General features: G+C 71.4%; 14 protein-coding genes and 1 pseudogene. 4 read left to right on the forward strand and 11 right to left on the reverse strand.

Going from position 1 to position 11,869, the window contains the following annotated elements; all coding sequences use genetic code 11:
- Window positions 1–4: 4 nt before the first annotated feature.
- From F4560_RS14780 to F4560_RS46555, 5 genes and pseudogenes are all read right to left on the reverse strand, one after another.
- Window positions 5–1,270, reverse strand: coding sequence for a cyclase family protein (locus tag F4560_RS14780; RefSeq protein ID WP_184920486.1), 1,266 nt, complete (start codon window positions 1,268–1,270; stop codon window positions 5–7).
- 97 nt (window positions 1,271–1,367) lie between these two features.
- Entirely contained in the window at window positions 1,368–1,844 is a 477-nt protein-coding gene (locus tag F4560_RS14785) for a hypothetical protein (RefSeq protein ID WP_184920488.1), read from the reverse strand.
- 835 nt (window positions 1,845–2,679) lie between these two features.
- The gene (locus F4560_RS45575; protein WP_281391912.1) at window positions 2,680–2,814 is read right to left on the reverse strand and encodes a hypothetical protein; all 135 of its coding nucleotides are present in this window, start codon (window positions 2,812–2,814) and stop codon (window positions 2,680–2,682) included.
- A 53-nt stretch (window positions 2,815–2,867) separates the two neighbouring features.
- Entirely contained in the window at window positions 2,868–3,317 is a 450-nt protein-coding gene (locus F4560_RS14790) for a peptidoglycan-binding domain-containing protein (RefSeq protein ID WP_184920490.1), read from the reverse strand.
- A gap of 219 nt (window positions 3,318–3,536) precedes the next feature.
- Window positions 3,537–3,722: pseudogene (locus F4560_RS46555) on the reverse strand (NrtR DNA-binding winged helix domain-containing protein); the annotation flags it as partial.
- Here F4560_RS46555 and F4560_RS14795 point away from each other — a divergent pair.
- Window positions 3,646–3,882 (forward strand): hypothetical protein, encoded by a 237-nt coding sequence (locus F4560_RS14795; RefSeq protein WP_184920491.1) that lies wholly within the window; start codon window positions 3,646–3,648, stop codon window positions 3,880–3,882. The pseudogene F4560_RS46555 and the gene F4560_RS14795 overlap by 77 nt on opposite strands.
- Before the next feature lie 27 nt (window positions 3,883–3,909).
- Window positions 3,910–4,218 (forward strand): DUF4158 domain-containing protein, encoded by a 309-nt coding sequence (locus F4560_RS44500; protein WP_281392173.1) that lies wholly within the window; start codon window positions 3,910–3,912, stop codon window positions 4,216–4,218.
- Here F4560_RS44500 and F4560_RS14805 read toward each other — a convergent pair.
- Window positions 4,140–4,760 (reverse strand): MBL fold metallo-hydrolase, encoded by a 621-nt coding sequence (locus F4560_RS14805; protein ID WP_184920494.1) that lies wholly within the window; start codon window positions 4,758–4,760, stop codon window positions 4,140–4,142. The genes F4560_RS44500 and F4560_RS14805 overlap by 79 nt on opposite strands.
- Window positions 4,757–5,095: a sigma-70 family RNA polymerase sigma factor family protein gene (locus tag F4560_RS14810; RefSeq protein ID WP_184920496.1), complete on the reverse strand. Its 339-nt coding sequence runs from the start codon at window positions 5,093–5,095 to the stop codon at window positions 4,757–4,759. The genes F4560_RS14805 and F4560_RS14810 overlap by 4 nt, the downstream gene beginning before the upstream one ends.
- 244 nt (window positions 5,096–5,339) lie before the next feature.
- Here F4560_RS14810 and F4560_RS44505 point away from each other — a divergent pair, with 244 nt between their 5' ends.
- On the forward strand, window positions 5,340–5,573 hold the full coding sequence (locus tag F4560_RS44505; RefSeq protein ID WP_246477802.1) for a formate/nitrite transporter family protein: 234 nt from the start codon (window positions 5,340–5,342) through the stop codon (window positions 5,571–5,573).
- 301 nt (window positions 5,574–5,874) lie between these two features.
- A complete protein-coding gene (locus F4560_RS14820) occupies window positions 5,875–7,944 on the forward strand; it encodes a condensation domain-containing protein (protein ID WP_184920498.1) in 2,070 nt (689 codons plus the stop codon).
- A gap of 27 nt (window positions 7,945–7,971) precedes the next feature.
- Here F4560_RS14820 and F4560_RS14825 read toward each other — a convergent pair whose 3' ends face one another.
- The 4 genes from F4560_RS14825 to F4560_RS14840 are packed head-to-tail and all read right to left on the reverse strand — an operon-like array spanning window position 7,972 to window position 11,865.
- Window positions 7,972–9,285, reverse strand: coding sequence for a condensation domain-containing protein (locus F4560_RS14825; RefSeq protein WP_184920500.1), 1,314 nt, complete (start codon window positions 9,283–9,285; stop codon window positions 7,972–7,974).
- On the reverse strand, window positions 9,282–9,620 hold the full coding sequence (locus F4560_RS14830; protein ID WP_184920502.1) for a hypothetical protein: 339 nt from the start codon (window positions 9,618–9,620) through the stop codon (window positions 9,282–9,284). The genes F4560_RS14825 and F4560_RS14830 overlap by 4 nt, the downstream gene beginning before the upstream one ends.
- Window positions 9,596–10,639, reverse strand: a complete 1,044-nt coding sequence (locus tag F4560_RS14835; RefSeq protein ID WP_184920504.1) for a beta-ketoacyl synthase N-terminal-like domain-containing protein — start codon at window positions 10,637–10,639, stop codon at window positions 9,596–9,598. Before F4560_RS14835 ends, F4560_RS14830 begins: the two co-directional genes overlap by 25 nt.
- Window positions 10,636–11,865 (reverse strand): beta-ketoacyl-[acyl-carrier-protein] synthase family protein, encoded by a 1,230-nt coding sequence (locus F4560_RS14840; RefSeq protein ID WP_184920506.1) that lies wholly within the window; start codon window positions 11,863–11,865, stop codon window positions 10,636–10,638. The genes F4560_RS14835 and F4560_RS14840 overlap by 4 nt, the downstream gene beginning before the upstream one ends.
- Window positions 11,866–11,869 lie beyond the last annotated feature (4 nt).

Genomic DNA, 11,869 nt, shown 5'->3' on the forward strand with positions numbered 1-11,869 from the left:
TGGTTCAGCGCTTCGGCTGGCCCAGAGCCATCGGCGGAGTATTGCCTGCCGTGGCGCCCTCGGCGTGCTGGGGTGTGACGACGAAGACGAACTCGTGGACGTGGTCGTCGGCGAGTTCCTCGGTCACGTAGGACTCGCCGATCCGGATGCCGTTGCGCATGATCAGGTCTTGGTGGACGGGGAACGCCGCCCCGTTGTCGTTGACCGGGTTGCCGAGCACCTCGAGCGCCCAACTGTCGCTGCCGATGAGGGCGGGGCGGAACTGGGCGAGCCAGCGCGCCTCTCGGAGATAGATGCCGGGAAGTCCTTCGGCGGCCTCCCAGCGCCGGATATCGGCTGGGTCCCGCCGCTTGAGCAGTTGCGACCAGCCGGTGCGGAAGAGCACGGCGTCACCAGGGCGCAGGCTTCGGATCCCGCCGAAGTCCATCGCCTCCCGGATGTCCTCGACGGTGATCCGGTAGTTCTCCCGCAGCAGCGGTTTCCCGTTGGTCGCGGGTTCGGCGAGGTCGGAGGTGGCGTTCTTCGCGAGCTTGACGCCGAGGATGTCGAGCAGGACGCCACGGGTCGCGATGGGGCCCATGTGCTCGTTGCCCAAGTGGGTCGTGCCGTGGCCTCGGGCGATCTCCGGGCCGCGCATCCCGTTGTAGAAGAACTCCTTCGCGCCGATGTGGTTGAGGTTGTCCAGCTGCGACCCGATCTGATAGGTCGTGGCGAGGGGCACCGGGTGCTTGGCCGAGAAGGACGCCTCGAACCGCTCCTCGTGGATGCTGAGCTGGTTGTCCCCCAACGTGTCCAGCGAGATCAGCACACCGCCTTGCTCGGCGAAGCCGGGAGGCGGCTCGTAACCGGCGATGGTGAGCCGCTGCAGGTAGGTGCGAGGAGGGTCGGTCTTGAACGCGGGGAAACCGTTCCACATCAACTCGCCCAGGCTGTAGGTCTTCACCGGGCGGTGTGCGTCAAGCAGCCCGAGAGCCGCGGCGGTCCGGGCCGGTGTCACCTCGTTGAAGCTTCCCCGCTGGTCGCCGGCACCGTACGGGCCCGGCGCCCAGTCGGCCAGATTGGCGGGGTTTGCGTAGTCGTAGGGCACATCGTCGAACTGGTCGTGCGGCCGCGACGCGGGTCGGTCCGCCTGCCGGTCTTGGGCATCCGCGAACGTGGAGCCGAAGCCGGCCAAGGCGGCGGCCGCGCCGGTCGCTCCGGCGACGCGCAGGACGTCGCGCCGGTTGGGGCGGTGGTTGGCGAGGTAGTTGCGCAGCAGGTCCGGATTCATCTGCGAGCACCTTTCGTTCGGAGCGGGCCAGGACGTGTGTGGGGACAGGTCAGCTCGCCGCGGCGCGGTCACTGAACTCGGCGCGGAGCTGCCACACCTACTTCAGCACGTGGAAGTCCGGATGGGCGTACCACGCCGCCATTGCCGGTGCGTCGAGGTACACGTAGTCGTCGACGCGGACGCAGCGGCCCGCGTTCTCCAGACGGTCGAGCAAGTCCGCGGCAGGCGGAGCCTGGAACTCGACGAGCACCCAGCCCTCGGTCCGCTCCGCGACACGCTGTGCCAGTCGGCCCAGTACAGGTCGACCTGCGAGGTTGCTGACGAAGATGTGCAGCCCGACGGCACAACGCATCGTCCTGCCGGCCACCCGTTCGATGATCTCGAGCTCCGCCGTGTCGGTCTCGTAGTCCGGTGGATCGAGGGAATAGGAGTAGGGCAGTCCTTCGGCCGAGAACCAGTCACCCGGGCGGACGGGATCCCGCTCCATGCCTCCGGCCATCATCTCCACCACCACGACAGGCTCGACACGCTCGGCGGTGTACGGGGTCAAGACGATCAGCGCTGTTCCACCCACGGCATGGGATTAGACAGTGCCGATTGACGTCACCGCCATCCTTGACACCGAAGTCGACCCAGACATGTCGATAAGGCCGCTCACGATCGGCGTCTGATCAAGCGGTGGAGCACCTCGGCAGTGGGAGCGTGTTTCTCGATGCCGCCGGCACGTCGCTTTGTCACCTCTGCGGGCAGGCGAACGGAAGTGCGGAGCTGACCGACGGCGCTCGCTTCGTCTGGTCGGACGGTCTCGCTCACTACGTCGAGCCACACAACGTCAGACGGCGCCCGACGTCACTGCGGTGATGAACACGGCCCCGCAGCCTGTGGACGTCACCGAGCTCGAGCGCCGCCTGCTCGACACGAATGAGTGATCACCGACGCGGACTGGTGGCGTGACCAACGAAGGCTCTTCGGTCACGAGCTCCCCCGCACGGAAGTAGTCCCTGCGCGACATGTCGCACACCGCCGACCCAGGGTTACAGACGATTGGCCAGGTTGGAGGACGTTTCACGATGGTGAACTGAGATGGGCGAGCGCGGGCGTCATCACCCTGCCGTGCGACGGATGGACCGGCTCCCTCTCCGAGTGGTGGAGTCATGGCGAGTTGCTGGTCTCCCGTGACTCGCTGGACGGGAGTTGACGGCACGGGGTACCGGATCTGAACCGGGCCAGGGCCGTGGCACTTGGCCGCGACCCGGGTGTGGACATCCGGTCATGCCGCATAGCGGGCATTCGATCTCGTCGGCGGCGGTGGCGTTCTGCTTGACCACAACCTCTGCGGAGTGTTTCCGATGGCCGGACTCATGCACGACCATGCTGTGGCAGCCCACAAGCGCGGCCGGACGTGGTACTCACCGGCGCGGCCGGTGCGTCGCGTCACCGCTGCGCACGGTCGACACCCGCAGCGGCATCGGCGGCCCCGCAGGCGCGCTGCCAGGCAGGTCGACCACCGAATACCTGGTCGGCCGGGATGCTCCGTCGCTCAACTTCAGCAGCGTCCACCCCGTCGATGGCGGGGTGGACGCTGCCTGATCCGGTATTACGCGTACTTGAAGTAGCGGCAACCCAACAGGGTGTCGTTGGTGTAGGCCATCCACCTCATGGTCCCGCGGGTGTTCGGCCCGAAGATCCCGTCCGCGCTGACACCGATGCGCTTCTGCACGGCGATCAGCGCGCTCCGCGTCTTCGGCCCGAACTGCCCGTCGGCGGTGAGACCAGCGCCGTAGCAGGAGTTCAACCCGCGCTGCATGGCCTTGACACCTGCGCCGGAGCTGCCCTCGGACAGGTGGCACTCACCTGGGGCCCAGGAAACACCGTTGCTGACGCCGGGAACGATCGCATATGAGCCGGAGGGGTCGCTGCTGATCGTAATCGCGTGGGTGCAGCTGACCGCCGCGTTGGCGGGCGCGGCGGTGAGCGTGGCCAACCCCGCGCCCAACATCGCCATGGAAACCGCCGAAACGAACCAGCGGGACTTGAACTTGCCCATTCGCACTCCTTGAACCGGGCCGAGACCGACCTCACTTGCCGTCCGCTCCGACAGATTTCCGTTGCCGGAGCAGGTATCTGTGCGGCAGCTGATCACAAGGTACGAGGACGACGGCCCCGGCGGTGTCCGGCGAACACCCGACAGCCTGGCGTTCCCCGGCCGTCGCCGACAACCCCGACCGCACTGGTCACCACGGGCCGAGTCGTCCGCGCCGGTGACTTTGCGGTGGAAGTTGCGCGCGTCGACGGCACAGCCCCAGACCGCTTCGTAGACCCGCCGCAGCTGCGCCACGGTGAACATCGGCGGGCACAACGCCAGGCCCGCCGCAGTGTCCTCGAGTCTCGTCCGCGCCCGGTCGGCCGCAGCCGCCACCGCGTCCTCCGCCTCCGCCAGCGCCGCGCTCACCGACGCCCGGCACGTCGTCCCCGACGGCTCGACGCCGTCGGGGACGTGCACCAGGGCGAGGCAGACCGTCGTGGCCGACGCGCGGGCCGAACGTGCCGAGCTGCTCTACGTGCGCGCTGGCGGCCGGGCCGACGTGCCGGGCCGGCACCGCGTCGCGTGACGCCGACAACGAATACCACTACGCCGCCTGACCTGCACGGACGACGTTTCGGCAAGCACAGGGTTCCCGAAGATCGGCCGGGAGGAGTTGTTCCGGTTCTTCACGCCGGCGCCGGCGGACGTCGCGTTCGTCGACCGGGGCCGGGGGCCGGCGGGCCGGTTGGGGTTGTCGGTGGCGTTGTGCACGTTGCCGTGGCTGGGGTTCGTGCCCGACGACGTCGCGGCCTGTGCGTGCGGGGTGGAGGCCGGCGTGATGCCTCAGACGGTGCGAGGTCGCCACGGCTCGTGCTCGTGTGCGAGCCACACCAGCTCGGGGTCGAGCGCGAGGACCCGCTGACGGCCTTCGGTGGGCGGCTCGTCGAACTCGCCGTGCCAGACCGCCACGTCGCCGCCGATGATGACCGGACGCCCGCCGGTCTCGACGACGACCACCTGCGAGCCGCGTGTGTGGCCCGGCGCCGGGACGAGTCGGAGCCCGGGAAGCAGCTCTAGCTCGCCGTCGACCGGCACGTACCGCACGCCGGGCGCGTCGACCCACTCGCGAATGTAGTCGTCCTCGCTGCGCGCGTCGTCGAGCTCCCGACGCTGGACGTAGATCGGCTTGCCGGCGAAGAGGTGGTTGCCGCCGCAGTGGTCACCGTGCAGGTGGGTGTTGACGACGATGTCGATGCCGGCGAGATCGAAGTCCTGCTCGCTGAGTGGCCGGAGGCGGGGATCAAGGTCGGCGGCCGTCGGATGCAGCTCCGTCATGCCGGTGTCGACCAGCACGCGCCCTTGCGGATGGTCGATGACGTGCACGTAGATCGGCATCCGCTCGCCCTCGACGTACAGGTCGGCGACGAAGACCGGCGTGACGGTGATCGAGGCGGGATCGCTCATCGCGCACCGCCCTCCGCGCTGATCGTGGCCGCCAGGTCGAAGTGCCCGAACACCGCGCCGTCGAAGGTGACGATCTCGGTGACGACCCCGTCCTGCACCCACAAAACGTCGATCGCCGGCGGAACGCAGGCGGCGTCGCCCGGCTTGCGCACGTAGCCCGCGACCGCAGGCTGACCGTTGGCGAGGGTGAGCACGCACCGCATGCTACCGAACACCCCCGATCCGAACCCGCCATCGATCCAGCAGTGGACGGGCAGCTCGCGGCGGTGCGGCTCGACGCGGACGCCGAAGGCCTGCTCGTCGAGCGGCCCGAGGTCGTCAGTGATGGGACTCATGGTGTGTATGACGGCGGGCGGCCCGAAAACTCATCACCGACGCCAGACAGCGTCTCGAGGTCGTCCAGCGTCCGAGGGCCGCGCCGGCACCGACGACCAGGAGGTTCCGTGCTGATACGGATCCCGCGGGCGATGTGTCGACCGGGCCGACGCCGGCCTCGTCGGCGAGCTCCCGTTCCTGCTCGACCCCATCCTCGCCGAGCCGGTTGTTTCCGGAAGATGTGCGAAGGAGATGAAGTGTGCCGTGAGCGGTGGTTCCGGAAGTCCAAGTCCCGTCCGCCATCGGCGCGGGCTCGGCGACTTCTCGCTCGGCGACTACCTCATCTGGAACGAGATCCTCACCGTGATCGGGAACCTGGTCGGCGGTCTCTTGTTCGTGGGGCTGACGATGTACGCGACCCACGCGCGGCCGGGTCTGTCCCGCAGGAACGGGGTGTCCCCGGACGTGGAGGTGCCGGGCAAGGCGACGGTCGGGTGATGACGTGGTGAGGGGTGCGCCCGGTAGCGATCCCGCTCGCACTCAGTGCGGCGTTCCCGCAGGCCGGGTGTAACCGCTTCGCCAAGCGGGTGCGTGCAGGGGACGCGCTGTTCGTGTGGCTCGGCGCCGTCCGACCGCGTCGCCTCGCGGTGGCCGCCCTCCCGGCCACCTGTCCTCCCGGCCACCTATACGGAAGGTATACGGACGCGGCCCACAATCGGATGTGTCTGCGCGAGTCGCCGCAGCCGGTGGTCCACGGCCTGCGAGGCCCGAGGCTCTCGCTTCGAGAACGGGGAGAAGCATGGGACGTGTCCCGGAGAGTGCGTACCCGGCTGTGTCCGCGTCGAAGGGTGTCCGCACGAGTCCGTTGGCCTGGGGTCAGACCTGGCCCTGGCTCGACCAGTTCCGCTTTCCCGACCGGCGCGTCTTCCAGCCGGTGGGACTGCGGGTGGCGCTTCCCGAGCCCGGCATCTCGGTCGAGGTGGCGAGGGATGCTGTGCGGCACCTGTGCGACCGGCACGAATCTCTCCGGACCCGTTACGCCGTCGCCGTCGACGGCGCGCCGGTCCAGTACGTGAGCGACGAGTCTGCGCTGGACCTGGAAGTGGTCCGGTTACCGGCGGACACCAGCGATCAGACGCGGGAACGGCGTGTCTCGGAGGTGATCCGCGACGCGTACAGGCCGTTCGACATCACGCGGTCGTGCGGGCGCGGGCTCCTCGTCGCCCGTGGCGACGCGGTGATCGAGATCCTGTTCCTGTTGCACCACGTCGCCGCGGACGTGTGGGGCGGAGCCGTGCTCCGGCGCGACTTGTTGGCGTACCTCGGCCTCCCAGCCGACGCAGCCACCGCCACCGACACCGGCGACAGCGTCCGTGTCGGTGGCGGTGGGGTCGACGCCGCGGGGCAGCCGTGGGAGTGGGCAGCAGCGCAAACGACACCGGCGGCGGCTCACCGCGACCGGGCGGCCCGGGATCAGTGGACCTCGCAGATGATGACGATGCCGCACACCCTGTTCCCGGAGATGGACGAGGGACGCGACACCGGCACCTGCCCGGTCCACGTCGCCCGGATGACCTCGCCCGCCGCAGCCGCCGCCGTCGACTCCATCGCCGCACGGCACGGCGTGTCCGCGCCCGCGGTCCTGCTCGCGGCGTACGCGACGATCCTGTCCGCGACGACCGGGTTCACCACGATCGGGGTGGAGACGATAATCAACAACCGGTTCACCGCGAAGCAGCGCGACACGGTGACCTCCAGCGTGCTGCCGTCGATGGCGATCGTCGATGTGGACTGGAGCGACACCCTGGCGGGGTTGGCCGGGCGGTGCGCGTCGGCGCTGGTGACGGCGGCGTACCGCTCGGAGTGCGACAACTCCGAACGGATGCTCGACACGGTGCGGGCCCAGCACCGGCGCGGGATCGGGTTCGACCTGCTCCCCCAGTTCAACTGCCTGCCACGGGCGGGGCACGACGTCCCACCCGGCGCGACCCGACCGCCGCTCGACGCCGCGGCCCTCGCCCTGGCGCTCGGCGAGACCCGGCTGGAGGTGTCCGAGGAGTCGTGGTGGAACTGGGTGCGGCTGACCATGCTGTACGACGCGAACGTGCTTGAGGCGACCCTCCACGTGACGAGCCGCGCCCGGGACCACGACGCCACGTCGGCCATGATGCGGCAGTTCGAGGCCCTGCTCGTCTTCCACGCGGGCACGCCGGAGGACACCGCCCTGCGGGACACCCCGGTCTTCGCGGGCGTGTCACCACCGGGACTGCGGGACGGGTGGGTGGAGGTCGACGGATGTCGGGTGAACCCGGCGGAGGTCCAAGACCTGATCGAACAGCACCCCGAAGTGGTGCGGTGCACGCTGCGCCCGATCACCGCGGACGGGACGACCGTGCTGCACGCGGACGTCGTGGTCCGCACCAGCGAGCTGGACGCCGTCCGGGTGCACCGCTGGCTGGTGGCGCGGCTCGATCAGCACCCCGCCACGATCGCGCCCGCGCGCTACACCGTGACGACGGACACCGCCGACGCCGACCGGACGTCGGCACCCGAAGGCACCTCGCCGTTTACAGGAGACGGTCGTGGCCGGCCGGACCGACCCCGTCCACCCCGGACGCCCGGCGAGCGCGCGCTCTTGGCCGCCATCCACGCGTGGGCTGCGCCGGAAGCCCTCCTGGAGGACTGCTACGCGCTGACCGGTGGCCGGCTCGACCGGGTGCCGGCGATCCTGCTCCACCTGGAGCGGGAGGGCTGGGAGGGCTTGCACCTGGAGGACTTCCTCAACCTCCGCCCGCTTGCCGACCTGGCGGTCGCGATGCGCCCAGCCGCACCGGACGGCACGAACGGACTCGGCACCGCGCCGGCGTGACGCCGGCGCGGTGTCCGCGCCCCGGGATCAGCCAGGCAGCGGCACCCCGCCCACGGGCCGGGCCGGGTCGGCGCAGACGGCGTCGAGGAACCCCAGGTACCGGTCCCGGTAGCCGGACAGTTCGCCCGCCGTGTACCGGGCCGCGCTGCCGTCGAGGTCCACCCGCAGCCCGTCGGCCTCCCCGTAGGTGATGAAGGACAGGTCGGAGGCGGGCCCCACCGACAGGTTGTGCCTCGTGCTGCGGTGACCGCCGAACGCGAGGTCGTCGGCGTCGGACATGACGTTCACCAGCGGGCCGAGGAAGTCCGGGTCGCCGACCGAGAGGCCCAGGTCCCGGCGCAGCTCCTCGTACCGGTAGCGCTGGTGCCTGAGCGCGCCCCGCAGTTCCGCGCGGACCGCGGTGACGAGGTCGTCCAGGCCGCGGTCCGGCCGGACTCGTATCCGCAGCGGCACCACGTTCGCGGCCATGCCGGGGGTGTGCCGGCCCAGCCGGTTCGTCCGGCCGGTCACCGGCAGCCCGAGCAGGAGGTCGTCCTGACCGCTCAGCCGGTGGACGAACGCGACCGCGGCGGCGACCGCCCACACCACCCAGGAGGTGCGCGTCTCCGAGGCGGTGGCCCGCAACCGCGCGACGGTGCGGGCGGCGACGAGCCCGGTGCTGCGCGCCATGTCCGGTGAGTAGTCCGACCCGGCCCGGCCGAGCCGCACCGGCGGCGGGCGGTCCGCGAGGCGCGTCAGCCAGTGGTCGCGGTCGCGGGCGAAGTCGTCGGAGGACCGGTACCGGGCGTCCTCGGCGGCCAGCTCGGCCAGCGTGCCGAAGGTTCGCGCCGGTTGCGGCCGACCGGCCAGCAGGGCGGCGTGGATCGCCGCCACCCGGCGGATCGTCAGCTCGTGGGTGTAGGCGTCGCAGATGACGTGGTGCGCCCGGAAGTACCACAGCAGCCGGTCTTCGGCGACCCGGAACAGCACCGAGCGCAGCAACGGGCCCGCTTCCAGGTCCACGGGCCGCGCCATGTCCGCGGCCATCTCCGCCCGCGCGACCGCGTCCGCTCCCGGCGTGCCGGTCAGGTCGTGGACCTCCACCGGGAACACGTCGGGCGAGGCCGCGACGACCTGCTCGACGCCGTCGACGCCGCCGACCGACACCACCCGGTAGGCGTCGGCCTCGGCGACCATCACGCGGAAGGCGCGCTGCAACGTCTCGGTGGGCACCGGGCCGTGGATCTCCACGTACTCGCCCACGTTGTACCGGTGCCGGCTCGGGTCCAACTGGTGGCCGTACCAGACGCTGACCTGTGCGGGCGTCAGCGGCAGCCGGGTGGTCGCGCCGGCGGCCGTCACCGGTCCGGCTCCCGCCACGTGACGGTCGCCTGACCGACCCGCAGGACCGAGTCGGCTCCGACGGCGTCGGAACCCGCGCACACCGCCGAGCCCCCGGCCGACCGGACGACCTCCACCCTGTGCTCGACCGTCCCACCGGCCGGCACCGGACGGCCGAGCAGCACGTCGTGCAGCGCGCCGACGTACACGACACGGCCGTGCGCCGAACCGGCGAGCACGGTCGCGTCGACCGTGTCGTCGCCGGTGGTGAGCCGCACGACCAGTCGGTCACCGGGCAGCGTGACCGCGGTGAACCGCCAGTCGAACGGCATCACCGGATTCGCAGCAGCGCGCATCCCACCCGCCCCTCCGCGTCGGTGGCGGTCACCGCGGCGACCCCGTCGACGACGTCGGGATCGGTCAGCAGGTCGACGATCCGGAAGGCGGCGGACACCGACTCGGTGTCCCCGAGGGCGTCATGGGCGCCCGACACCAGCGGCACCTGGCCGAACACCTCTTTGACGGCGAGCCGCTCGTCCTCACCGCGTCCGTCCACGGCCGCCGACGGCGCCACCCAGCCGACCCGCCCCGGCGACACGTCGGCCCGCTCCAGGGCGCGGCGCAGGCAGTCGGCCAGCACGGTGGTCACCGCGCCGTCGTGCGGCGCGAAGCCGAATTCCAGTGCCAGCACGCCGGCGAGCGGCTGCCGTGAATCGGCGACCCGGTCGCCCCGTTCCAGCAGGAACACCACGCACCCCTCGCCCAGCGGCGCCGGGGAGCCGGCCGTCCGTGCGGCGGCCCACGCGGACCGGGATTCGCTGCACTCCTCCACCGCGCCGCACAGGACCGCCGGCGCGTGCCCGCCCTGTTGCAGGCGGCGCGCGTAGTTCAGCGCCAGCAGCGAGCCGAGGTGACTGCCGCAGACGGTCGAGTTCGGGCCGCGCAGCCGGTGCCGGATCGCGCACTGGCCGGCGTGGACGTTCATCAGCAGGTTCGGCGCCTGGGCGGGGTCCACGTCGTACGGACGCGCGCGGGTCCAGCTGTCCCGGTTGAAGTCGACGACGGCCTGCACGTTGTCGCTGGTGGCGAGGACCAGGCCGATCTCCTCGTCGGTGTACGCCGTGCGCCGGTCGGGGTCCAGGCCGACCCGGGACAGCAGCCGGCCGGTGGTGGCCACGGCCAGGCCGGTCGCCCGGCGCATCGAGCGGGTGCCCTTGGCTCCGAGCACCTGCCGCACGTCGAAGCCCGGGACCACGCGTGGGCCGGCGTCGTGCCCGGTCGCGCCCGCCCGCGCGTTGCGCGTGTGTTCCTCCGCACCGCACCCCAGCGGCGAATGGGTCTCCCAGGCCGTGATGACGGTCGTGGCCGGTCTCATGGGTACCTGCCCAGCACCACGACGGCGTTGTTCCCGCCGAACGCCAGCGCGTTGTTCTGCGCCACCCGGAGCGACGCGGGACGCGCCTGGTTCGGCACGCAGTCGACGTCGATCTCCGGGTCGGTCTCGGTGTGGTTGATCGTCGGCGGGATGAACCCCTCGCCGAGGGCCAGCACGCAGGCGACCGCGGCGAGCGCGCCCGCCGCGCCCATCGTGTGGCCGAGCATCGACTTGACCGACACCGTCGGTGGCAGGTCGTCGCCGAAGACCTGGCGGATCGCGGCCACCTCGGTGACGTCGTTGGTCGGCGTCCCGGTGCCGTGGGCCGAGATGAGGTCGACGTCGTCCGGTTCGACACCGGCGTTGGCGTGGGCGCGGGCGATGCAGCGGGCGACTCCGTCCCGGTCCGGTGCGACCGGGTGGTGCGAGTCGCAGCTCAGCCCGTAACCCAGCACTTCCGCGTGAATCCTGGCGCCGCGGGCCAGCGCCGAGTCGAGGGTCTCCAGGACGAGGAACGCGCTGCCCTCGCCGGTGAGGATGCCCTTCCGGCGCCGGTCGAACGGCCGGCACACGTCGGGCGCGATGGTGCCCAACCGGTAGAACGCGACGAAGAGGGTGCGCACCATGGCTTCCACTCCCCCGCAGAGCGCGACCTCCACCTCGCCGCTCGTGACCGCGTCGAAGCCGTAGCCGATCGCGTAGTTGCCTGCGGCGCACGCCGTAGGGATCGTCATCGCCTCGACCCGGGTCAGTTCCAGTTCCCGGGCGATGTCGGCGGACAGCCTGCTCGACGCGGCCCGGTGCGCGGAGCCCGCGTCGAGCCCGTCGGCCACGCCGGTCGCCTGCCGCTGGGTGGCCAGTTCCACGTCCCTCGTCTCGCCGCTGGTCGTGCCGACCGAGATCAAGGCGGACCGGGCCCGCAGCTCGTCCGGCGCGATCCCGGCGTCGGCGAGCGCCAGGCGGGCGCCGGACACCGCCAGCTGGGTCGCCCGGCCCAGCTGGCGGTGGTCGAGCCGCTCGATCGACGCCGACGGGTCGAAGTCGACGACCTCGCACCCGTTGGCGCGTTCGAAGCCCGCGGTCTCGAACGCCCCGATCGGCCGGGCGCCGGACCGGCCCTCGCGCAGCGATCGGGCGAACGCACCCGGTCCGGTGCCGATGCTGCTGATCACGCCGAGCCCGGTGACGACGACCCGCCGGCGCGGCGGCCGGGCTGTCCTGTCCACAGCG

The organism is Saccharothrix ecbatanensis (genome assembly GCF_014205015.1).
GTDB lineage: Bacteria > Actinomycetota > Actinomycetes > Mycobacteriales > Pseudonocardiaceae > Actinosynnema > Actinosynnema ecbatanense.